Origin of the sequence: Halorussus vallis (assembly GCF_024138165.1) — an archaeon.
GTDB classification, from domain to species: Archaea; Halobacteriota; Halobacteria; order Halobacteriales; family Haladaptataceae; genus Halorussus; species Halorussus vallis.
Map to the genome: position 1 here is coordinate 135,268 of NZ_CP100000.1, position 22,474 is coordinate 157,741.

The 22,474-nt window shown below is 67.5% G+C and carries 20 protein-coding genes and 1 tRNA gene; 13 read left to right on the forward strand and 8 right to left on the reverse strand.

The features are described 5' to 3' along the window. The first annotated feature begins 156 nt into the window (after positions 1 to 156). The 3 genes from NGM07_RS00875 to artA all read left to right on the forward strand — a co-directional run bounded on the left by NGM07_RS00875 (position 157) and on the right by artA (position 5,886). Positions 157 to 2,235: a DUF7827 domain-containing protein gene (locus NGM07_RS00875; protein ID WP_253515267.1), complete on the forward strand. Its 2,079-nt coding sequence runs from the start codon at positions 157 to 159 to the stop codon at positions 2,233 to 2,235. A gap of 415 nt (positions 2,236 to 2,650) precedes the next feature. Then, complete coding sequence (locus NGM07_RS00880) at positions 2,651 to 4,783, forward strand: DUF7827 domain-containing protein (RefSeq protein WP_253515269.1); 2,133 nt, start codon at positions 2,651 to 2,653, stop codon at positions 4,781 to 4,783. Between the two features lie 182 nt (positions 4,784 to 4,965). Further along, positions 4,966 to 5,886 (forward strand): archaeosortase A, encoded by a 921-nt coding sequence (gene artA, locus NGM07_RS00885; RefSeq protein ID WP_253515271.1) that lies wholly within the window; start codon positions 4,966 to 4,968, stop codon positions 5,884 to 5,886. 18 nt (positions 5,887 to 5,904) lie between these two features. Here artA and dph5 read toward each other — a convergent pair whose 3' ends face one another. Then, positions 5,905 to 6,678, reverse strand: a complete 774-nt coding sequence (gene dph5, locus NGM07_RS00890) for a diphthine synthase (protein ID WP_253515280.1) — start codon at positions 6,676 to 6,678, stop codon at positions 5,905 to 5,907. Between the two features lie 159 nt (positions 6,679 to 6,837). On the opposite strand from dph5, the gene NGM07_RS00895 reads away from it, so the two are divergent. The 6 genes from NGM07_RS00895 (at position 6,838) to NGM07_RS00920 (ending at position 11,900) form a co-directional block, all read left to right on the forward strand. After that, positions 6,838 to 8,145: a cation:proton antiporter gene (locus tag NGM07_RS00895; RefSeq protein ID WP_253515305.1), complete on the forward strand. Its 1,308-nt coding sequence runs from the start codon at positions 6,838 to 6,840 to the stop codon at positions 8,143 to 8,145. Positions 8,146 to 8,274: 129 nt separating this feature from the next. Then, positions 8,275 to 8,853: a DUF6498-containing protein gene (locus NGM07_RS00900; RefSeq protein WP_253515307.1), complete on the forward strand. Its 579-nt coding sequence runs from the start codon at positions 8,275 to 8,277 to the stop codon at positions 8,851 to 8,853. A 77-nt stretch (positions 8,854 to 8,930) separates the two neighbouring features. Continuing rightward, positions 8,931 to 9,911 carry a class I SAM-dependent methyltransferase gene (locus NGM07_RS00905; protein WP_253515309.1) on the forward strand — a complete coding sequence of 327 codons (981 nt, stop codon included), beginning with the start codon at positions 8,931 to 8,933 and terminating at the stop codon, positions 9,909 to 9,911. Positions 9,912 to 10,044: 133 nt separating this feature from the next. Further along, a tRNA-Thr gene (locus NGM07_RS00910) sits at positions 10,045 to 10,119 on the forward strand. Positions 10,120 to 10,334: 215 nt separating this feature from the next. Further along, positions 10,335 to 11,270 (forward strand): DUF7827 domain-containing protein, encoded by a 936-nt coding sequence (locus NGM07_RS00915; RefSeq protein WP_253515311.1) that lies wholly within the window; start codon positions 10,335 to 10,337, stop codon positions 11,268 to 11,270. 174 nt (positions 11,271 to 11,444) lie between these two features. Then, the gene (locus tag NGM07_RS00920) at positions 11,445 to 11,900 is read left to right on the forward strand and encodes a hypothetical protein (RefSeq protein ID WP_253515312.1); all 456 of its coding nucleotides are present in this window, start codon (positions 11,445 to 11,447) and stop codon (positions 11,898 to 11,900) included. A gap of 384 nt (positions 11,901 to 12,284) precedes the next feature. Here NGM07_RS00920 and NGM07_RS00925 read toward each other — a convergent pair whose 3' ends face one another. From NGM07_RS00925 to NGM07_RS00940, 4 genes are all read right to left on the reverse strand, one after another. Beyond that, on the reverse strand, positions 12,285 to 13,394 hold the full coding sequence (locus tag NGM07_RS00925) for a pyridoxal-phosphate-dependent aminotransferase family protein (RefSeq protein ID WP_253515319.1): 1,110 nt from the start codon (positions 13,392 to 13,394) through the stop codon (positions 12,285 to 12,287). A gap of 404 nt (positions 13,395 to 13,798) precedes the next feature. After that, positions 13,799 to 15,091, reverse strand: a complete 1,293-nt coding sequence (locus NGM07_RS00930; RefSeq protein ID WP_253515320.1) for a DUF2238 domain-containing protein — start codon at positions 15,089 to 15,091, stop codon at positions 13,799 to 13,801. A 64-nt stretch (positions 15,092 to 15,155) separates the two neighbouring features. Beyond that, positions 15,156 to 15,743 (reverse strand): hypothetical protein, encoded by a 588-nt coding sequence (locus NGM07_RS00935; protein WP_253515322.1) that lies wholly within the window; start codon positions 15,741 to 15,743, stop codon positions 15,156 to 15,158. A gap of 113 nt (positions 15,744 to 15,856) precedes the next feature. Next, positions 15,857 to 16,432 carry a hypothetical protein gene (locus NGM07_RS00940; RefSeq protein WP_253515323.1) on the reverse strand — a complete coding sequence of 192 codons (576 nt, stop codon included), beginning with the start codon at positions 16,430 to 16,432 and terminating at the stop codon, positions 15,857 to 15,859. Positions 16,433 to 16,630: 198 nt separating this feature from the next. Here NGM07_RS00940 and NGM07_RS00945 point away from each other — a divergent pair, with 198 nt between their 5' ends. Then, a complete protein-coding gene (locus tag NGM07_RS00945) occupies positions 16,631 to 17,617 on the forward strand; it encodes an AI-2E family transporter (protein WP_253515325.1) in 987 nt (328 codons plus the stop codon). Positions 17,618 to 17,736: 119 nt separating this feature from the next. After that, positions 17,737 to 18,171 (forward strand): hypothetical protein, encoded by a 435-nt coding sequence (locus tag NGM07_RS00950; protein ID WP_253515333.1) that lies wholly within the window; start codon positions 17,737 to 17,739, stop codon positions 18,169 to 18,171. Positions 18,172 to 18,231: 60 nt separating this feature from the next. Here NGM07_RS00950 and NGM07_RS00955 read toward each other — a convergent pair whose 3' ends face one another. Next, a complete protein-coding gene (locus tag NGM07_RS00955) occupies positions 18,232 to 18,522 on the reverse strand; it encodes a zinc ribbon domain-containing protein (protein ID WP_253515335.1) in 291 nt (96 codons plus the stop codon). A gap of 246 nt (positions 18,523 to 18,768) precedes the next feature. Between NGM07_RS00955 and NGM07_RS00960 the strand changes: the two genes are divergently transcribed. Together NGM07_RS00960 and NGM07_RS00965 are read left to right on the forward strand one after the other, a co-directional pair. Continuing rightward, positions 18,769 to 19,731, forward strand: a complete 963-nt coding sequence (locus tag NGM07_RS00960; protein WP_253515337.1) for a phytoene/squalene synthase family protein — start codon at positions 18,769 to 18,771, stop codon at positions 19,729 to 19,731. Between the two features lie 177 nt (positions 19,732 to 19,908). Further along, positions 19,909 to 20,562, forward strand: a complete 654-nt coding sequence (locus tag NGM07_RS00965) for a hypothetical protein (protein WP_253515339.1) — start codon at positions 19,909 to 19,911, stop codon at positions 20,560 to 20,562. A gap of 60 nt (positions 20,563 to 20,622) precedes the next feature. Here the strand turns inward: NGM07_RS00965 and cruF are convergent, their stop codons facing one another. After that, entirely contained in the window at positions 20,623 to 21,609 is a 987-nt protein-coding gene (cruF, locus tag NGM07_RS00970) for a bisanhydrobacterioruberin hydratase (protein WP_253515341.1), read from the reverse strand. Next, positions 21,602 to 22,474, reverse strand: a complete 873-nt coding sequence (locus NGM07_RS00975) for a prenyltransferase (RefSeq protein WP_253515344.1) — start codon at positions 22,472 to 22,474, stop codon at positions 21,602 to 21,604. Before NGM07_RS00975 ends, cruF begins: the two co-directional genes overlap by 8 nt.

Consider the following 22,474-nt stretch of genomic DNA (forward strand, 5'->3'; position numbering starts at 1 on the left):
AAGGCATATCACCGAGGCGACTGTGTATCCGGTGGTCTTGGCGCAGTGAGAAACCTGCGTTTCGAGGAGGTGTGGGGCACCGACGGGGCGTCGGCGTAGACGGAGAGCGTATCCATGATTCGAACAAACAGAACTCTGAGCGTACTGACCGTAGTCTTGCTAGTCGCATCGACCGTCACGGGGAGCGTCGCGTTCGTCGATCGCGCGAACGGGCGTCAAGCGCAAGCGCAACCCGATGCAGCCACAGTCGTCCCGCTCGATTCGGGCGAGACGTACTGGCAGGGACAGATTATTCGCGCCTCGGCCGACCAGACCAACGCCAGCGCGACGTGGCAGCTTCGGGAGTGGTCGAACGGGAACGTCGGGTCGCTCGTGACCGAGTTCACGTTCAACAACACCGGCGTCGCGCGGTTGCAGACGAGTAACCTGCAGGGCCAGTACGTCGTCGTCAACCAGAACGGGAACCCGGTCGTCTTCCGGAACGGGACGGCGGTCGGCGTAGGAACGGAAGCCAGCCCGAGCTTCGAGATCAACGCCCAGGAGCTGAACGCGAGCTTCGTCGACGAGACGGTGACGAGCGGAATCGGCGAGGGCGCGGTGACCGACCTCGAACTCCGGTCGAACAGGGGTTCGTACCGAGTCGCACTCCGGTCGGACAACCTGAGCGCGTCCCAGTTGACGGACATCTTCGCCGCGACGCGGACCGACATCGACGGCGACGGCCAGCCCGAAGTCGTGCTAAACCGAACCGTGACCGGACCGCGGGACGCGCTCGACGCCAACTTTAGCGGCGTCTCCCCGGGCCAGTACGAGATCGTCGTGAGCCCAGTGAGCGCGGCCGTGACCGCCCGGGCGACCATCCAGGTTCGGGAAGCCGGGCCGCAGAGCGCCAACCTCGCCCAGAGCGTCGTCAGCGAACAGCAAGGTGACAACGCCACCTTCACCGTCGACCTGCAGAACACGCAGAACGCGACCCTGACCGTCGGTTCGCAGGACGTAAACTACTTGGCCCAGGTCGGGGTCCGGGACGCCGACGGTGACGGGCAGGTGACGCTCCGACTCAACACGTACGTCGCCGGGCGCAACGTGGCCCCCAACGGCGGGTTCACGGCGGTCGGCGAGGACCGCATCACGTCGTACACGCTCCAGACCGACCCGCTCCAGACGCCGCTCGACACCGGCCAGTACCCCGTGACGGTGCTGCTCGACGGGGAGACAGCCGACGTCGGCAGTCTGGTGCTCAGCGAGCCGTCGATCGGGTCGGCGCAGGTATGGACCGCGCCCGACGCGGCTCAGCCAACCGACGAGAACCTGCTCGACGTGGTCAGCCAGTCCTCCACCGTCGCGCGCGAGGACTGGGCCATCGTGCAGGTCGAGGCGTCCGGCCTCTACGGGTACATCAACTCCTCGGCCGACCTCGACAACTCGACGTTCGGCCTCTCGCTGAACATCTCCCGGACGGACGTCGGCCCGAACGCGGAGGCCGAAACGATTCCGCTGAACGAGGTCGAGTTCGTCCCCGACCCCGAGAACAACCAGTTCTTCCTCGTGATGGACACCAACGGGTTGGAGACGGGAGCGCAATACCGCGTCAACTTCACCGCGACGGAGGAGAACCCGTACTTCGCGCAGAACCAGTCGGCGTCCGCGAACTTCTCCATCGTCGAGCGGCAGGTGACCCTGCAGAACGCCACCGGCGACCAGCCGCTCCAGCTCTCGACCGGTAACGCCACCGTCCGTGGTGATTCGACGCTCGCACCCGGGAGTCAGTTCCTCCTCCAGGTCCGCAACCGAGGCGGCGAACCGTTCTTCGAGGAAACCGAAGTGACCGTCGGTGACAACGGCACGTGGACCGCGAATCTGGACATCCCGAGCGTCTCGAACCGGACCAACGCCACGGTCCAGATTCGGGACTACAACGTGAGCAGCGACGCGGTCATCGTCACGGGCGCGCAGACCGGCGGCGCCCAGCAGACGACGGCGGCGGGCGGCGCACAGCAGACCGAGACGACCGCAGCGACCGAGACGACCGTTGCAGAGACGACGCCTGCTGAGACGACCACGGTCGCCGGGGAGACGACTACGACGACCACCACTACTACGACGCCCACGACCACCACGGAAGGCGGCGGTGGCGGGGGCGACGGCGGCATCCCCGGGTTCGGAATCGCCGTGACGCTCGTCGCGCTCCTCGCGGCGGCGTTCCTGGCGATTCGCCGAGGACAGAATCGGTAGTTAGTCGGTCGCATCGCCGCGAAAACGCCCGATTTCTTTTATAAGCGATACGGCACGGCAGAGTGTCGGCTGGGTCGAAAATCGTCAACTGCCGTATTTCCTGCCTTGAGGGCGCCTCTGTCCAATTTACTGTGTTGGTTGGGGAAGCCATCAACCCATTATACTGTTTTCTCCCCGAGGCGTTCATCGGGTGTTTCGAGGCTTCAACGCTCCGTTTATCGAGGGATGGCAATCGTTGGCGAAGCGGATACCAGACCACAAAGCACTTATAATCGGGCCCTAAGTTTTCGTCTGTACCCCTACCCATGGTGGCAGCAGTGAATACACGCGGTTCGCACCCGGAAATACCGGGTTACGGTAACGGAATCGCGGCGAAAGGTGCTGTCGCCGACCGAATAAACAACCCAATCAAACCATGACAAACGATAAACTTCGCAGCGTCTCCCTCGCTGCACTCGTCGTCCTCTCGGTGTTCGCAGGCAGCATCGCCTTCGCTGGCTCGGCTGCCGCCGCGAACCTCGACGACGGCGAGCGCTACTGGCAGGGACAGACTGTGACGGCAGACTCGCTGACCACGGAAGGTGGCGACACAATCGGAAGCGGCGTCAAGCTTGAAGTGATGAACGTCGTTAACGACGGTTCCAACACCCTCGCGAAAGAGGTTTTCACTGGCGACAACGGTGGCCTCACGCTCGAAACCACGAACCTCGAGGGTAACTACGTCCTTCAGCGCGCCTCGGACGATGCGAAGATCGCTTCGTTCTCGGTTGCGTCCCAGGACCTGAGCGCGTCGTTCGACCCCGCTACGGTCGACAACAAGTTCAGCACGACCTCGGACCTCAAGCTGGACTCGAAGCGCGCAGGCTACGACATTACCGTCTCGGCTGACGGCCTCAGCCAGAGCGAACTCAGCAACATCTTCGGCAAGGACGACCAGGACCCGAACACTGACGGCTATCAGCTTACGGGCATCACGTCCGACACGATCTCGACCGACTTCGAGAAGGTCAACGCCGGTAACTACACGGTCGAACTCGAAGTCGTCGACACTGGCGCCACCGCCGAAGCCACCATCAACGTCACCAAGGGCGGCGACGCGACCGCGTCCTTCGAGGACAGCGATGTTGTCGCCCAGGAACGCGGTGACGTCGCGAACTTCACGGTCGACCTCGACAACAGCAACCAGGGCACCGTGACCATCGGTAGCTCGGAAGTCAACTGGGTCACGAACTTCACGGTTCACGACGACAACGACGACGGCAACGTCACGATTGACTTCAACACCTACCAGACTGGCAGCAGCACCTGGAGTGAGGACCCTGAGTCGCTGAGCGCGAAGCAGAAGGTCCAGAAGTTCATCACCGTCGAAGAGGGCGACAGCATCTCCCTCTCGTCGGTCGATGACGACAGCAACAGTAACAACGCCAACAACGACCAGGGCGTCCACTACGGTAGCAACCTGGTCGCGGGCACCACGAACAACCCGATCGCTGACGGCGACTACGAACTGACCGTCGGCGTCGGCGGTGAGGAGACTGACGTCAACCAGCTCGTGCTCAGCAAGGGCTCGGTCGACGGTGCTCAGTCCTGGACGTACCCCGAAACCGCCACCAACATCGACGGCCTCAACACCCTCCTGGACAACGTTGCCCAGGACAACTCGGTTGCGATGGACGACCTCGCGGTCGTTCAGATCGACGCGTCCGGCCTCTACGGCCACCTCGGCGCGAGCAACGCGAACGGCATGCTCGACCAGGCCGCTGGCAACAGCCAGGACTACTACTCGCTGAACTTCACCCAGACGAACGCCGGTGCGAACGCCGACGGTAACTCGTTCGACGGTAGCAGCGACGACGTCGAGACGTACTTCGACGCGCAGAACAACACGTTCTTCGCTGTCGTCAACACCGCCGGTAGCAACGCTGGCATCCAGGCTGGCGACGAGTACAACGCGACGTTCACGCTCCACAAGGGTAGCCCGGTCACGAAGAAGGCTCAGTCGGCTACCACTGAGTTCAGCGTCGAACAGCGCACCCTCGAATTCACGGGTCTGAACGAGAGCGACGTGCTCGAACTCGGTGCTGGCAACGCCACCGTCAAGGGCGACACCAGCATGGCCGCAGGCAGCGAGTTCTCCGTGAAGGTCAAGTCCGACAGCTTCGTCCGAACCTCGACCGCCACGGTCAACGAGAACGGCACGTTCACGGCTGACTTCGACTTCAGTAACGTCAACGTCGGCACGAACGTCGAGGTTTCCGCGTCGAACGGCGACGCCAGCGACACGGTCGAAGGCGTCATCGTCGAGTCCACTGGCGGCAGCCAGGAGACGACGACGGCCACGACCAACGGCACCTCGACCATCACGACCACCACCACCACCACGACGTCGGTTGGTGGCACGGAAACCACGACCACGACGACCGAGACCACGACGACGGACACGACCACCACGAACGGTGGCAGCAGTGGCATCCCCGGCTTCGGTGTCAGCGTCTCGCTGGTCGCGCTCGTGGCTGGTGCGCTCCTCGCGCTCCGCCGCAGCAACTAGATAGCGAAGTAACCATCGGGACTCCCCCGATTCGACATTCCCTTTCTTTCGAAACACCGACCCACCAGCGGCGGCCACGCCCCCCGCAGAAACGCCGCGTTTCCGTACCGATAAGCCGACGATAACCCCCTCGACCGGAGGCGTCAACTCTTTGTACGGGGGACGCTTGCTTCCCCATAACCGTGACCAGTGCCCTGACAGACGGACTCGCGTGGCTCACCGTCGGCGTCTTCGCCGGGAGCCTCGTCCTCGACTGGTACGACCGCGATTTGGCCCGCTACCTCGCGGCGGGCGCGTGGGGTGTCTTCGGCGTCTTCTGGCTGGCGCTGTTCCCACACTTCGCGTTCGAACAGAAGAGCCTCATCGAGGGCGTGCTCAGCCTCGCGGCGTTCCCCGCCAGCCTGTACGCCGCCTACCTCCTCGTGCAGGGACGGGAAACCCTGTTCGTCCTCTCGCGGGCGGTGGCGCTGATGGGACTCATCTACCTGCCGTTCACCATGATTCCGACCGCGAAGGAACTCCTCATCGAAACCGTCGCCGCGCAGGGGCACCTCGTGTTCCAGATGACCGGTCAGGACATCGCCCTGGTCGAGCGCGAGGGCGGTATCTTGGGGACGTACTCCTACATGCACCCCCAGAAAGGGGAGTTCACCACGAACGTCCTGCTCGCCTGCACCGGCCTCGGGAGTATGGCCATCTTCGGCGGCCTCATCGGCGCGGTCCGCGCGCCGCTCGGCCGCAAACTCCGGGCGCTCGCGGTCGCCATCCCGATCATCTGGGTGCTCAATCTCGGACGCGTCGTGTTCATCACGATGGCGTTCAGCTACCAGTGGTTCCAGGTGTTCGTCGACCCCATCTCGGGGCTGGTCGGCTACCAGAACCCCAACATGGTGTCGTACTTCATCTCCGACCGCGTGCTCGCCCAGAGCCTCTCGGTGGTCGCGCTGGTCGGCATCGCGTGGGCGGTCGCCCGCGTGCTCCCCGAACTCCTGACCGTCGCCGAGGACGTGATGTTCATCGCGACCGGCGACGAGTATGACCTCCACGGCGCGGTGGGGACCGACCGGCCGATTCGCGCCGACGGCGAGGGCGAGACGCGATAAAGCGGAGAACGAGCGTTTCTATTCTACTTCGAGCAGTTCTCGGGGCGCGTCCGCCAGTTCGGCGAGCGCGTCGGCCTCGATGTGATGGAGGTCGCCGGGCACCACCAGCAGGTGGAGCAGGTCGCCGAAGTCGCGGTCGGCGAGCGCCGACACGCGGTCGGCCGCCACGAGCGGGTCGGGACTTCCCGCCCGCGCGACGACGACGGCGAGTGCGTCGCCGTAATCGTCGCTGAGCAGTTCCGCCGCGTGATCGGCGGTCATGTACTCGTCGTTCTGGACCTTGATGTCGAGGTAGACGAGCGTGTGGAGGCCGCGCTCGCGGTTCTCGTCTATCGCGTTCGTGACGCTGGCAGGCACGCCGTCGGCGCCGTGGGCGTAGTCGAACGGGAGCGTCGTCGCCTTGCCGAACCGGTAGTTCTGGAGGCCGGTGAGTCCGCTGGCCGCGGATTCGGCGGTCGGCGCGTGAATCACACGGGTGTCGATGCCGCGCTCCTCGGCGCGCAGACGCAGGTCGACGTGGGTGGTCGAAATCATCGTATCGCCGGCCGTGAGGAAGACGGCGTCGCCGTCCTCGGCGGCCCGCAGAATGTCCTCGGGGTCCTGTTCGACGCCCGCGCGGTCCCGCACTTCGATCTCGATTTCGTGGTAGGCTTCGAGGTCCGCGACGCTCGCGCCGAGCAGTTTGCTGGTGTAGAACTCCGCGAACGCGCGGTCGGCGTCGCGCAGGGCGTCCCGGCCCTCGACGGTGATGGACCGCTCGTCGTAGAGGCCGAGGCCGACGAATGTGAGCATGGGCGAGTGTAGGTTCCGGACCGGGGTAGAACCTTTCGAGTCCGAGTCGCTCTCGCCCCGGCGCGTCCAGTCGAACGTAGTTGGCTCGACGCACCATCGAGGGATGCGGACGCGAAATACGCCAGTGGACCTATAGGAGAAAACGCAGTACGAACTACCGTGGCGACCTACGAACTCGTCCAGATACTCGTCGGTATCGCCATCCTTGGAGCGGCCGTGCTCCCCCGAGTCCTCTCGGACAAGCCGATGTCGTTTCCGATGATATACGTCGCCGCGGGGGTCGTCCTCTTCTCGCTCCCGTTGGGCGTCGAGATACCGGACCCGGTGAAGCACTCGGACCTCGCCGAACGGTTCACGGAGTTCGTCGTCATCATCGCACTGATGGGCGCGGGTTTGAAACTCGACCGCCCGTTCGACCTGCTCTCGTGGACGCCGACGTGGCGACTACTCGGCGTCACGATGACGCTGACCATCGCACTCACCGCGCTGGCCGGGTGGGGCGTCCTCGGCGTGCTCCCGCCGACCGCGATTCTCCTCGGAGCGGTCGTCGCTCCGACCGACCCCGTGCTCGCCTCGGACGTCCAGGCGTCGCCGCCAACCGAGGCCATCGACGAGGAGGTCGACCCGACGGACCAGGAGGGCGAGATCCGGTTCGCGCTCACCTCCGAGGCGGGCCTGAACGACGGGCTGGCGTTTCCGTTCACGTACCTCGCCATCGCCGCGGCCGCGGCGAGCGGGTCCTCGCTCGCGTGGCTCGGCGAGTGGTTCCTCGTCCACGTCGTCTACGAGATCGTCGTCGGCGTCGCGGTCGGGTACGCGGGCGGACAACTGCTCGCCCGGTTCATCTTCAACGCTCCGGCCACCACCGGCCTCGGCCGAGTCATGGCGGGCACCGAGGCGCTGGCGGCCACGCTCATCACGTACGGCGTGGCCGAACTCGCCCACGGGTACGGCTTCCTCGCAGTGTTCGTGGCCGCGCTCGTCCTCCGTCACTACGAGTGGAGCCACGACTACTACATCCAACTCCACGACTACGCCGTCATGGTCGAGCGAATCGTGATGGCGGGGGTGCTGGTGCTGTTCGGCGGGACGCTCGTCGGGGGCTTGCTCGCCCCGCTGACGCTCGTCGACGCCGCGCTCGGCCTCGTGCTCGTCCTCGTCGTCCGACCGCTGGCCGGACTCGTCGGCCTGCTCGGCACCTCGATACCGTGGGTCGAACGGGTGATCATCTCGTCGTTCGGCATCCGCGGCGTCGGGTCGTTCTACTACCTCGCCTACGGTCTCAACGAGGCGTCGTCCGGCGAGTGGGAGCTCCTGATCGCCGCCGACAAGCTCTGGGCGCTGGTCGGCTTCGTCGTGCTCACGTCGATAGTCGTCCACGGCGTCGCCGGCAATCCGGTGATGAGCTCGCTGGACAGAATCCGCGGATTCGGCGACGCCCCGGGCGAGTCGCCCGAAACGTCGTAGGCGGACGACGCCGACGGCACGTGGGAATTTGGACAGCTGGGGCGGCCGGGGCGGCCATGACGGCCGCGACGGGCGCCCCGAACGACTCCGCCGGAAACGTGTTCCGCGAGGCCGCCGTCGGTGGACTCGATGGTCGTCGAACGTCGAGGGTCCTCCCCGTTCGCCGTCGGCGCGCTGGTGGTCGCCAACTTCGTGCCGCTCGTCGGCGTCCTGTGGTGGGGGTGGAGCGTCTTCGAGGTGCTGGTACTCTACTGGGTCGAGAGCGGCGTCGTCGGCGCGTACAACGTCCCGAAGATACTGCTGGCCGCGGGAGACGACTTCGGAGTAGACGGGGAAGTCGACGACTTCGGTGTCGCGCCGGGTGCCGATGGACGTACGGGCGGGGCGGGCGAAGCGGGCGAGGCGACCGACGGGCGACGGACGTCGCCGTCGGTCGCCTGGCAGGCCGGGGACCTCCCGTCGTGGCTCACCGAGGCGGGCGGCCGGGCGGACAACCTCGGCGTCGCGGCGTTCTTCGTCCTCCACTACGGCATCTTCTGGGTGGTCCACGGCGTCTTCGTCTTCGCACTCCCGCTATTCGCGTGGGGGTTCGGCCTCGGCGCGGGGACGACGGTCACCCCGGGCGGTCCGTTCGCACCCGTCGGGGCGTTCGGGTGGGGGTTCCGGCCGCCGGGCCTCGCGTTCGGGGTCGACTTCGGTGGGGCGTGACGGCCCGGCGCTTCCGTTCGGTCCCGCCGCCGCGCCGAAGCGTCACGGTTAACGCCGCACCGCCACAATCGGCGGGTATGGAAGTGCCGTGCGTCCGCGTCGAGCGCGAGCGCGGCGAGGAGATCCGCCGGCGACTGGCGGACGCCGACCTCGTCAGCGACGAGTACGAGATCGAAGTCGAGGACGGCTGGCTGTACATCCCCGTCGAGGACGCCGGCGCCGTCCCCGACGACCTGTCGCTCGTCGACCGCGAGGCCGACGAGCGCGCCACCCGGGACACGCCCGCCGACCTACTGGGGTTCGAACCCACCTACGAGCGACTCGGCGACGTCGTCATCGTCGACGAGGACGACCCCGACCGCGCCCGCGAGATCGCCGACGCCGTGATGGCCTCGGACCTCCCGGTCCGGACGGTGGTGAACCGCGCCTCGAAGGTCAAGGGCGAACTCCGGGTGCGCGACTGGGAGGTGCTGGCGGGCGACGGAACCGACGTCGTCCACCGCGAGTACGGCAACGAGTTCGCGCTCGACCTCGCGGAGGTGTACTTCTCCCCGCGCCTCGCCACCGAGCGCCACCGCGTCGCCGAGCAGGTCGAGTCTGGCGAGCGCGCCTTCGACATGTTCGCTGGCGTCGGCCCGTTCGCGATTCCGTTCGCCGAGCGCGGCGCCGAGGTCGTCGGCGTCGACCTGAACGAGCGTGCCGTCGAATTCCTCCGGGAGAACGCCCGGCGCAACGGCGTCGAGGACCGCGTCACCGCGATTCACGGCGACGTCCATGAAATCGCCCCCGACTACGCCGACTGGGCCGACCGGGTGGTGATGAACCTCCCCCACAGCGCCAACGAGTTCCTCGATTCGGCCGTCCTGGTGGCCGGCGACGACTGCGTCCTCCACTACTACGACATCCAGCACGACGAGGACCCCTTCGGCCCGGGCGAGGAAGCGATTCGCGCCGCGGCCGAGCCGGAGTACGACGTCGAAGTGGAGACGCGCCGCGTCGTCCGGTCGTACGCGCCCCACGAACTCAACGTCTGTCTCGACGTGCGACTGACTCGCTAACGGCGTGCGATTTCGCAACCCTTATGCCGGTGCTGGCGGGTATATTTGATTGCAGCACGACGGCAGACCGCCGCCTGCCGGTGTCTTACCGAGTGAAGCGAGGTAAGGCTTGGCAGACGAGCGAAGTGAGTCTGCCGGTGTAGCTCAGACTGGCTAGAGCGATTCCTTCGTAAGGAATAGGCCGAGGGTTCAAATCCCTCCACCGGCTCTTTCTACCGAACGCAACGAGGCCGAGAGCGTTCAGTACCTAACTTCTACGGGACGAGTCGCGTACCTCAACGGACTAGCGAGACAGTCGGGTACTCTATAGCCGAACCGAATCGAGGCTCTCCGGTAGGGCCGTGTTCGCGAACCCCATACTAAAATTTACTTTTCACCTTTCGCAACTGTTTTACTACCCAGACATAAATATGCGCAACGAACATGGTACGAATACACCGCTCAGCGGTCCTCGTAGCGATTCTCCTCGTTGCAGCGACTACCCCGGTCGCTGGCGCCTCCCCGGACGCGACGTTCGAGTCCGAGCGAGTCGTCGTAACGGCCGGCGAAACGGCGAACGTCACCGTCGAACTCTCTGACACCGACACCGCGACCGTCACGGTCGGTTCCGAAGAGGTCAACTACATCGCGACTGTCCTCGCCCGAGACGGAAACGGCGACGGCACCGTCACGGTACGGTACAACACGACCGCCGCGGGACACGGCGGCGCGTTCGCCGCCGCCGGCGATGCGGACAACGTGACCGTCGAGAGCGAAAGCGAGTTCGACGCCGACCACCTGCTCGCGGCGGGGGCGTACGACCTCTCGGTCGCTCCGGGTACGAACGCGAGTAACGCGACCGACGCCGGAACGCTCGTCGTCGAAGCGCCGCCGGAGACGTCGACCGAACCCGTCACCGAAACGTCGACTCCGAGTCCGTACGTGGGGCACGTCGACGACATCGAGAACGGAGTCGTCGTGGCGCCCGCGCGGAACCAGACCATCACCGGCACGCTCAACGTGAGCGAGGGAACCGAGATCGTGGTCACTGCCAAGAAGAGCGGCGAGTTCCTGAAGACGCAGGCGACGACCGTGGGGAAGGACGGGCAGTTCCGCGCCTCGTTCGACTTCGACGACGTTTCGACCGAGGACCCCGAGTTTACCGTCGAAATTCGGGCGAACGACGAAGAAGTGGCCGAGATAAACGGAGTCCTCCAGACGCCGCCGACCACGTCTACGACGACCGAGCAGGCGTTGCAGGACGGGACGACCGGAGAGACGACGGACGCCCCTCAGAGCGGCGACATCCCCGGCTTCGGCCTGTCGACCGGCGTACTCGCACTCGCGGCGTCCGGACTGCTCCTGTTCCGGCGGCGCTGAACTCCGCAGTTCACCTTCTCGCGGTCGAATCAAAGGCGAATCGTCACCCGACTGCTTTTCAGACGCCGAGGCTCCGCCCGGCGCAGATGACGCTCGTCGCTGGCCACTTCCGGACGTAGCGGAAGCCGAGCGTCTGACGTATCTTCAAGGACCCGGCTACCGTCAGCAGTGTCGATGGCACCACGTGCGTCGCGTGGCGGGGGTTCCCTACGACAGTGCTATGAGGAGACGCTCCTCCCGCCCGGACTCCGACCCGACCTCTCTCGCGACAGACTGCGAACCGCGCTCGTCTCGCTCTCGCCGATCCACTACCGCGACGGCGACATGCGCCGGGACTACGGCTGGACTCGGGCCATCTGCTCGGCGCTGCTGGTCGCCGGGGCGCTCGCGCTCGGCGTCCGCCTCGTGTTGACGTTGCTGTTCGTCGCGCTGGTCACGACCGACGCGCCGGTGGTCGCGCTGTTCAACTTCTGTCTCAGCCTCGTCGTCGGTCGCCTGCTCCTCGACGAACACGCGTTCCGACCGAACGAACCGCGCCGAAGCCGCCGTGACGTCTGGCGAGCGAGCGCGGTCGCGCTCGCTCGCCGCGTTCGTTCGCGCGCGGCGTCGGCCGAGCGAGAGCGACTCTGACGGCGACTCAGAGTCGAATCACGGCTCTACAGACGGCATCGGCGCTCTCTGCGGGACGATTTTGCGGAAACGGCGTCGGTGGCCGGTGTCCACCGGCCACCGACGACCCCGTCAGTACCAGCGGAGGTGCAGATACCCTAGAAGCAGACAGAGCGAGAGCGCCACGACCACCCACCCGACCATCAGTCGTCGCTCCCGTTTCGTCGATTCCAGCGACATTATTTTCTCGTACCGTTTCGGAAAGGGGCCGTCGTTCTAAAGATTACGTATGACGGCAAGTTACAAACGCGAGGTGCATGACTACGAGTGGTTAGATTTCGAAACGCGTCGGGGAGGGCGGCCCGGACCGACGAACGCGGCGCGAGCGACCCACCGACGACGCCGTCAGTCCAGCGCCGCTTCGAGCGCGTCCATCGTCCGCTCGACGCGTTCCGGGTCGGCGTTGTAGCCCATGTGACCCACGCGGAGCACGTCGTCTGCCCGGTCGCCCAGACCGGTCGCCAGCACCACGCCATGGTCCGCTTCGAGTCGGTCGCGCAACTCGCCCGCTCGGCCGTCGACCTCGAAGGCGGTCACCGTCGGCGAGGAGCGCGCCTCGTCGTCGGCGAACGGTTCCAAACCCAGTTCGCGCCCGCGTTCGCGGCACCGCCGCGCGACCGACTCGTGGCGGTCGTAGACGCTCTCGAGTCCCTCATCGAGCAGTCGGTCGAGCGACGCCTCAAGCGCGTAGAGGTTCGATACCGAGTGGGTGTACGGGAGGAACAGCGGTTCGCCCGCGGACGCGCTCTCGGCAGCGTCGGCGGCCGCGTTCCGCCAGGGTTCGAGGCTGGTGTAGAAGGTGTCCTGGTCGGTGTCCTCGACGGCCGCCCACGCCCGGTCGCTCACCGAGAGCGTGGTGAGTCCCGGCGGCGAACTGAAACACTTCTGGGAGGCACCGAGACAGACGTCGATTCGGTCGACGGGGACGGGCGTCCCGCCCAGCGAGGAGACGGCGTCGACGATGGTGAGCGCGCCGGCGTCCTGGAGTATCGCCAGAACCTCGTCCAACTCGTTCAGCACGCCGGTCGGGGTTTCGCAGTGGACCATCGTCGCCGCGGCGAACTCCCCGTCCTCGACCAGCGACTTCACCGCCTCGGGGTCGAACGTCTCCTCGGGCGGGACGGCGTGGACCGTCGGGTCGCCGCCGTGCATCTCCACGAAGTCGGCGAACCCCTCGCCGAAGAGGCCGTTGGCCAGACAGAGCACCTCGTCGCCCTCGGAGAGCAGCGACGCGACGCTGGCTTCGAGGCCGAGCATCCCCTCGCCGGCGAGCACCGCCACGTCGTCGTCGTCGGTCCCGTAGACGGCGGCCAGTTTCTCCAGCAGGGAGTCGTAGAACGTCGCGAACTCGGCCTGCACGTCCGGGTTCGAAATCCGTCGACCCGCCGCCTCGCGCACGTCGGGCGGAAGCGCGGTCGGGCCGGGCGTCATGAGCAGTTCGTCGCGGTCGTCCATGGAGGGGTCTTCGCGACCCCGGTCCTAAAACTGACCGAAGCGGCGTCTCGGACGGTCGCCCGCGAAAAGTGTCGGCCGGAGATGTCGGCTCGCGTCGAGTTCCGACGCCGGACGGCGTCCATCGGAGAATCGCGCACTGCTCCCCACCTCGGCGCGTCTCCCGCCGTCGCTCGGACCGCTCCGAGGGGTAACAGGAACTACCGCCGGAAGTCCAACCACCTACCACTCGGGCCAATGAGCGTGTGCGTTTCGCGTAGGTCTGTCCGGACCCGGTCGGTAGCGGCGTCGACCTGCGCCCCGTAGCGGGTTTCCCGGCGTCGGGTGATAGTTCCTCAGCGGACATATGCAAGCAATTTAAGTGATAGACCGTAACCGACGTCGACGCGCCGGCGACGCCGCGCTCGTCACTCGGAATCGCGCGACGCGCTCATCCGGGCCGCGAGCGTCCGGGAGACGCCCGCGAGGTACGCCCCGCCCCAGATGGCGACGACGACGCCGCCCACCGCGTCGAAGACGATGTCGGACATCGTGTTCGCGAGGCTGTACTGGGAGAGCACGCTCTCCGTGCCCATCCACGACGCGAGGCCGTCGAACCCGAACTCCAGCAGTTCCCACAGCACGCCGAACGCCAGCGTGAACAGCAGGATGAACCCGGCGACGAACCGTCGCGGGAGGTAGACCTCCGCGTCGTGGACGTCGAACGCCCGGACCGTCGTGTAGCCGACCGCCGCGACGAGCGACGACGACAGCGCGTGGGTGAGGTTGTCCCAGAGGCCGACCGACCGGTAGAGTCCGAGCGTCCCCACGGCGTGGAGGAACACGGGCACGCAGATCCACAGCGTCAGTCGAGCGTCGATCGGCAGTTTGTAGTTGCGCTCCAGCAGGCCGGGCAGTTCCATCACGACCAGCGCGACGGCCGCGTTGACGATGACGCCGATACTCCGCTCGTAGAGTCCGAGAAGCAGCACCACGACGACCGCGGCCTGGAGCCCACGGACGAGCAGGTTTCGCTGTCGCTCGGAGAGGTGAAGCCAGTCGCCCGAGTCGGTTTCGCCGGCGGTCTTGTGGTCGCTCGCGGCCGTCGCCCGGCGAGCGCGCGCTCCGTCTCCGGTCGACCGGAAGCCGAGCCGTCTGGCGTCGACCCGGCGGAAGTACGCGACGAACAGCAGCGCGGCGACGACGCCGATGCCGGTCGCGTACGCCATCGACCACATCACCGGCTGGAGTCCGCGGAGCATCCGCGTCCCGAGCAGGGAGTCGGACAGCCACTGGACGACCGCCCACGTCCCCGCGGTCGCCATCGTCGCCATGAACACGAACGAGACCGCGAACGCCGGCGACATCTCGACCTCGGTGAAGGCGTCGAACTCCACCGCCAGCGCGAGCGCCAGCGCCGGCACCACGAAGAACGTCGCCACCGGTCGGGCCAGCAGGTCGAACGACTGGCCGACGAACGGCACCGCCGCGAACAGCACCACCTCCCACGGGAGCATCGCCTCGGGTTCGCGATAGGCCGCCACCGGGACGAGCGCGACGACGACCGCCGCACCGCCGAGGCAGGCCCACAGGAAGTCCCCGTCGGCGGCGCTCCGCGCGACGCCGACGGCGACGACGGCGACCAGCGCCCACGCGGCCACGGCGTTGGTTCGTCGCCGGACGATGCTCTCGTCGCTCCGCGTCTCCGTCCCCCCGGACATGCCAGCGTCTACGCGCGGCGCACACAAAACGTGGACGGGCGAAGGGACGCGGAACCCCGCCGCGTCAGTCGCGCCGCCGCCGGACGAGTCCCGCCTCGACCCGGGCGAACGTCTCGCTCTTGCGGTCGTAGCCGTCGAGGTCGACGCCGAGTCGGTCGGCGGTTTCGACTACGACGGGGAGCGGGTCGGGGTCGGCCTTCTTCCAGACGGTGCGGAGTTCCCGGAGGAAGATGTTGGTCGTGACCGGGCCGACGCCGTAGAAGTCGTCGACCCTGGCTTCGAGGTCGTCGGAGTCGCTCGCGGCGTCGTGGAGGGCGTTCAGGCTCCCGCCGTACTCGGCCTCGAGCGTCTCGCAGTCCCGGAGGACCTGGCGCGAGCGCCGGTTGTCGTACCGGACGTAGCCGCCCTCGCGCATCACGGGGTCGACCAGGAACTCGAAGCCCGCGTCCGAGATTCGCTCGGGCGAGAGCAGACCGTGGCGCTCGAACGCCCGGTAGGTGTTCCGGGCGATCTCCTCGGAGATGCGCGCGCCGAAGAGCAGACTCGCCAGGAACCACGCGAACAGCGCGTCGTCCTCCCCGGTCGAGAGGTCGATGTCGAGTTCCTCCGAGTAGAGTTCGGTCCGCTCTAACTCCGCGACGTCGATGCTCATGGTTCGGGGACGGCCCGCGCGCGGGTGGCTCTTTCGGCGGTCGCTCTCCCGAGAAGGGTCGACGAGCCACGACGGCCGACCCGGCGGGTCGGCCGTCGTGGCTCCGACCGTCCTCAGTCGGCGCTCGCGTCCTCTTCGTCGGTTCCCGCGGCTTCGGCGTCGGTCGCTTCGCCTTCGCCGGACTCCTCGGAGTCGGCGGCCGTCTCGACCTCGTCGGTATCGGCCACGTCGCGCTGGTCGACGTCCTCGGCGTCGACGTCGCTGTCGACTTCCGGCGCGGTGTCGCTCTCGTCGATGTCGGCGTCGGTGGTGTCGACGACCTCCTCGCCGGTCGCGTGGTCGGTGTCGCGCTCGCGGGATTCGACGTTCTCGTAGTCCGGGCCGGTGTCGACCACGTCGGACATCTCGGTCCCCGACGGCCCCGAGTTCCCGCGGCGCTGGGCCACCGCGACGCCCACCCAGAAGAGTCCGGCGAGCGCCTGGAGGAGGCCGCGCTTGCGGTTGCCTTTCAGGAAGGTTCGGCCCGCCCGGAGCAGCGAGACGACGCCCGTCGCCGCCGTCAGCGTCCCCGACTTCGAGTGGCGGGTGACGCGGGGTTCGAGCGCCGACAGCAGTCGGGCGGCGCGGCCCTTCGCTTTCTCGGCGTCGATGCTCTCTGTCGCGTCGGAGGCGACGTCGGTGGGATTCATGCGTCGGAACGACGGCGCGAACGTAAAAAGTAGTGGTGGGCGCGCACGAGAGCCGCGGGAGTCGGTCGCGGGTGGACCGCGGCGACCGACCGTCGGGTCGGTCGCCCGGCGACGGCGTTCGCCTCGTGGGCGCTTCTGGCCGCCGATACCGGCCTTACCGGCCGCCTACCTAAGTGCGTCCGGGGCGTCTCCCGTGGTATGAACGTCCGAGACGCCTTCTTCGCGCTGTTGCTGGGCGCGCTGGCCGTGCTCGCGGCGCTCGTCGTTCGGCCGTTTCTGAGTTACGTGCTCGCGGCGGGACTGCTGGCGTTCGTCCTCCACCCCGCCCACCGACGAATCGCCCCGCGAATCGGCGAGCGCCCTGCCGCGCTGGGACTCACGACGCTCGCGGTCGCGGCGATGACCGTTCCCTTCGCGCTCCTCACGATGAGCGTCCTGCCCGACGCCGCTGAAACCGCCGAGGAGGTGACCCGCCGTCCGATTCTCGACCGGGTCGAGCGACTGTTCCGGTCGGTCGGCGTCCAGGTGGAACTGGGCGACGTGAACTCGCTGTCCCGGCAGTTCGCCGACCTGTTCGTCGGCAACATCTCCGAACTCCTCGGCGCGACCGTGAAGGTGGTGCTGGGGCTGTCGCTGCTGGTGTTCGTGCTCTACTACCTGCTGGTCGACGGCGAGCGGTTCGTCCGGTGGGTCCGGGACCTCACTCCGCTTCCGCCGGAGGTCCAGGACCGGCTCTACGACGAGACGTACGAGGTGACGTGGGCGGTGCTGAAAGGCCACGTCTTCGTCGGTGTCGCCCAAGGACTGCTCTGCGGCGTGGGCTTCTTCGCGGTCGGACTGCCCGACGCGCTGTTCTGGACCGTCGCGACGGTGCTGTTCGCGTTCGTGCCCGTCGTCGGCGTGGCCGCCGTCTGGGTTCCCGCCGGAGTCTACCTCCTCGCGGTCGGGAACGTCGTCGGCGGCGCGGCCCTGATAGTCTACGGCGCGACGGTCGTCAGCTGGGTCGACAACTACCTCCGGGCGTACCTGGTCGACCTCGGCGCCGGCCTGCACCCCGCGGTCGTCCTCGTCGGGGTGGTCGGCGGCGTCTACTTCGTGGGCGCGCTCGGCCTGTTCGTCGGCCCCATCGTGCTGGCGGTGTTCAAGGCGACCGCGACAGTCGTCGACGACTACTACGGGCTTTGAGCGGCCGAAGACCGGTCCCGAACTCGGCTTCGTCGGTCGGCCGTGACCGCTCGCGGGCGCTCCGCGGCGGGGTCGTATCACCCGAAGAACTAACACGTCAGCCGAACGACTAGCGGGCGATGTCCTCCACGGCTTCCACCGTCCTGTTCGGCAGACGGCGAATCGACCGGCGTCCATCCGTCCCGTTGATTCTCGCCGTCGGCGTCTTCGCACTCACCTTCGTGGGGTACGCGCTCGGCGTCTTCTCCGTTTCGGGCGGCGTCGTCTTCGTCCCGTACTACGCCGCCGTCGTCGGGATGGTCGCCGCTGGCGCCGCCGGGTACTCGCAGAACGGGGTCGCACTCGCATGGTTGTTCACCTACGCGTCACTGCTCGGATTCGACGCCGACCACGTCTTCCTCGGCCTGTCGGGGCGGTCGCTCGGGTCCCGACTCGCGGCCTTCCTCCAACCCGACGGACTGGCGTTCTTCGCCGTCCTCGCACTCGTGCTGGGGACGCTCGCGTTCGGTTTCGGCTCCCTCGCACGACTCGGCGTCGAGTTCGCCCGGCGGTGAGCGCTCGACGCGACTCGACCGACTCGGCTTGACCAGGCAGGCGACGTTCCCGGAAGACGCTTACCGGAGCGACTCGTCGCAGTTGGTACACCGCACTTCCTTCTTCCCGGTCGGCGCGCGTTCGACGGTGAGCGCGCCGCCGGTGTTGCAGTTCGGGCACGCGCCGTTGCCGGTTTCGGCGGCCTGGTGGCGGGCCATCCAGGTGACGTTCCCTTCGAGGTCCGAGAGGCGCCGGGTCAACGTCTCGACGGTCTCTTCGAGGGACTCGACGCGCGCTCGGAGCGCTTCGGAGTCGCCGCCGGATTCCTCGCGGTCGGTGCGGTCGACGGACACGTTTGCGTCGTCGGACATGGTGGAAACGAGCTTGCGCTTCGTTACCGAATGACGGTGTCGAGCGGCAAAAAGGTGTCTGCGCCGAGGGGTCGGCGCGACGACGGGTTCGCCGAGTCGGGGGTCGCCGGAACGCGGCCGCTCGACCCCACCGATGGACGCTCGGACCGTCTCGTTCAGCGGCGCCAACAATTAACATCGTGGGTGGCGTACCCGGTTTGGCGCGGAGTCGCCGTACGGCCGGACTCGCGGACATCGGGGGATTCCATGGTCACCGACCGACAGCTACGACGGAGCAAGACGATTCAGCAGCGGACGGGTAGAACCTTCTACTTCGCCACGCGGCTCCTTCCCCGGCGGGTGCGTCGACCGACGTACGTGCTGTACGCGTTCTTCCGGGTCGCCGACGAGGTGGTCGACAGCGCGGACAGCGGGCCGCCGCCGGAGCAACGCGAGCGACTGGAGCGACTGCGCGCGGAGGCGCTGGGACGTGTCGAGACGGACGACCCCGTGCTCGCGGCCTTTCAGGACGTGAAAGTCGAGTACGAGATGCCGGACGCCGAAATCGAGCGGTTCGTGGACGCGATGGAGGCCGACATCGACAAGAGCCGGTACGACACCTACGACGAACTGGAGTCGTACATGCGCGGCTCGGCCGCCGCGGTCGGACTGATGATGCAGGCGATAATGGACGTCGAGAACCCCGAACGGGCGCGACCCCACGCGGTCGCGCTCGGGGAAGCGTTCCAGTTGACGAACTTCCTGCGCGACGTGCGCGAGGACGTTCGCGACCGCGACCGCATCTACCTGCCCGCCACGACCCGAGAGCGACACGGCGTGACCGAAGCGCAGATTCGGCGTTGCGAACCGACCGAGGGCTTCCGGGCCGCGCTGGCCGAGGAGATTCGGCGCGCGGAGCGACTCTACCGCAGAGGCGTCGCGGGCATCCAGCACTTGCCCGCGGACTGCCGGTTCGCGGTGCTGTACGCCGCGGTACTGTACGCCGAACACCACCGACTCATCCGAGCCCGCGACTACGACGTGCTCTCGACGACGCCAGAACTCGGCGCGGCGCGGGCGGCGTGGCTGTTCGCCAGGACTCGGTGGCACTGGCAGTGGTCCCGCGACCCGGTGACGGTGTTTCGCAGGGTCAGCGCGATACCCGACCGCGAGGAGTCGCGGGTGAGCGCCGACCCCGAGCGCCCCGGTCGCGCTCCGCACGTGGAGTAGTCCCGTACTCCGCCGGGACGCTCCGCGGCGCGATTCGCCCGAGTTTTCGAACGGACCGCGGCCGAAGCGAGGCCGCCGGACACCGCAGACCGCAGACCTCCGAAGCGGTGGCTTCAAATTGGCCACCCGACTTTTCTGTCCGGCGGTGTTGTCTGTATTCGTCCCCGAGGGACAACCATGTCGGATTACGAGAACACCGAAGAGCGGCACGAGGGTGAATCGACGCGACGATCGGTCTTGAAGAAGGGTGCGCTCGCAACGGTCGCGAGCGGAATCGCGGGCTCTGCGGTCAGTTCGGTCGCGGCGCAGGACGACGGTGGCGCCGGCGACGGCGACCAGTTCGACGACGACCTGTACGTCGAAGCGGAGGGGATGAAGGGGCTGATGTGGCGCGACCACTGGCACCCCGACGACCTCTTCACCGTCGCCTCGCCGATCATCGAAACCAACCCGGACATCGAGGAGGTCAACGACAACATCTGGAGCGGGTACAACACTCGGATCGTCCGGTACCTCGACTCCGACGAACACGTCCTGATGTTCGTGGCCAACGAGGCCGAACTCGGCCCGTACGACGACAACTTCGGCTACGTCGTCGACGACGACTTCGTCGACAACGACGAGATCGTGCTCGACGGGTCGCCCATCGGCGACGACGGCGGCGTCGACGACCAGGAACTCAGCCAGCTCCGCCCGACCATCTTCGCGCTGAACCGCGAGAACAACCTGTTCGGCGACACCGAGAACCTCGTCACCGTCCAGTTCAGTCCGATTCCGGAGGACCAGGAGCAGGCGGTCTGGAACGAGTACGGCGACGAGTTCGGCGTCTGACCCGCGGGGGTGAGACGCAGACTCGAGGGAGCGGAAGTTCGCGTTTTCTCTTCTTTCGGCCTAACTCGACCGTCGGCGGCCGAACACGTCGAAGTCGAATCGCTCGGTCCGGACCAGACCGACGAACAGCGCGAGCGCCAGCGCGACGGGCACCCAATTGCGGAAGTAGGCGTTCATCGCGCCCCACAGGACGATGAAGCTCACCAAATCGTCGAGCATGAACGGGCAGTCGGCGAGTCGCCCGAACAGCGCCCGGCGGTCGAACGCGAACTCGACCAGCGACACCGCGACGAGGCCGCTGAGGAGCCAGCCGAGGTAGTTCGACACCGGCACCCCGTAGTAGGCCCCGGCGGCCTCGTAGCGCCAGAACCCAAGCGCGACCGCCGCGGGGTCGAGGACGAGGTCGACCACCAGCACCACCCCGAGCGCGGCGAGTGCGCGACGCGCCCGCAATGCGGGCGCGTCGCGCGGGCCGACGAACAGCAGGACGAGCAGGTAGCTATTGAGCACCAGCGGGAGGAAGAACACGGGGAGTCCGACCGGCACGCCCGCCAGCATCGGCCCGAGTTCGAGGAGGTAGCGAAAGTCGCCGTAGGGAATCCCGTAGGTGACGCCGACGTACTCGATGGCGTAGGTGTAGGCGGTGAGGACGGCCAGGCCCGCGGCCGCCCGCCGGGTCACCAACGGCGCGAACCCCGCGACCAGCGGTAGGCGCATCACCAGCGTCCCGAACAGCACCAGCAGGGGATTCATCGCCAACCACCCGGGGAGCACCCCCTCGTGGCTGGCGACGAACAGCGCCGCGCCCACCAGCGGGAAGACGACCGCGATGGTGAAGCGGTTCTCCTCGACCGCCGCGTCCAGGCGGGCCTCGACCGCGCGCCTGACCGACCCCGACGACCGCCCGCCGGCCCGGGCCGGCGGGCGGTCGTCGCGGCCGGTTCCTCGGTCGGAATCGCTCGCTTCGCCGCGTTCGCCTCCGTCACCCCGCTCGCTTTCCTCACCGCACACTTCGTCTCCCTCCGGCGAATCCGTCGGACTACCCATGCATCAGCCTCCACAGCCCACCGAACGTCAGCGCCATCCCGACGAGGCCGTTGATCGCCGGGAACCACCAGTAGGCTCGTTCGACGTTGACGCCGGCCGCGGCGATTCCGACCGCGAAGACGGGATAGAGCCCGAGCAGGAGGCCGGCCCGAACGTCGAGCAGGCCGAACGCGACGGCGGCGAGGCCCCAACAGGACGCGCAGTACGCGAGGGTACGGCGCTCGCTCAGGACGGTCGCGGTCGTCCGAATCCCGGCCCGGCGGTCGGGTTCGACGTCGGGAATCGCCGAGAACGTGTGCATCGCCATCGTCCAGAGCCACCCGGCGACCAGCGCGAGCGCCGGCGGCTGACGCCCGGCGAGCGCGACGTAGGCCGCCGCGCCCGGCAGGACGTAGAGGCCGTTCGAGACGGAGTCCAGCGGCGGCGTCGTCTTCAGGCGGAACGGCGGCGCGCTGTAGGCGTAGCCGAGGACGAGGAAGCCCGTGACCCACAAACCCGCCGCGGGCGCGAGCGCGGCGGCGAGCGCCGCGCCCGCAAGACCACAAACGACGACGATAGCGAGGACGGTTCTGCCGCCGCGGTAGCGCGCCTCTCGGCCCTCTTTCTTGGGATTCTCGGCGTCAATGCCGGCGTCGAAGACGTCGTTGACGCCGTAGAGGTAGACGTTCGCGGGGACCAGGAAATACGCGAACAGCGCGAGCGCGGGCGGGGCGAACAGTTCGGCGACCGACGACGCGCCGTAGGCGACCCCGACCAGCACCGGCCCGGCGAGGTAGAGCCAGAACCGGGGTCGCGAGAGCGTCAGGAGGTAGCCCAGCGCGGTGTCGGTGCCGACGCCGACCGCCTCCCCGACGTCGTCGAACAT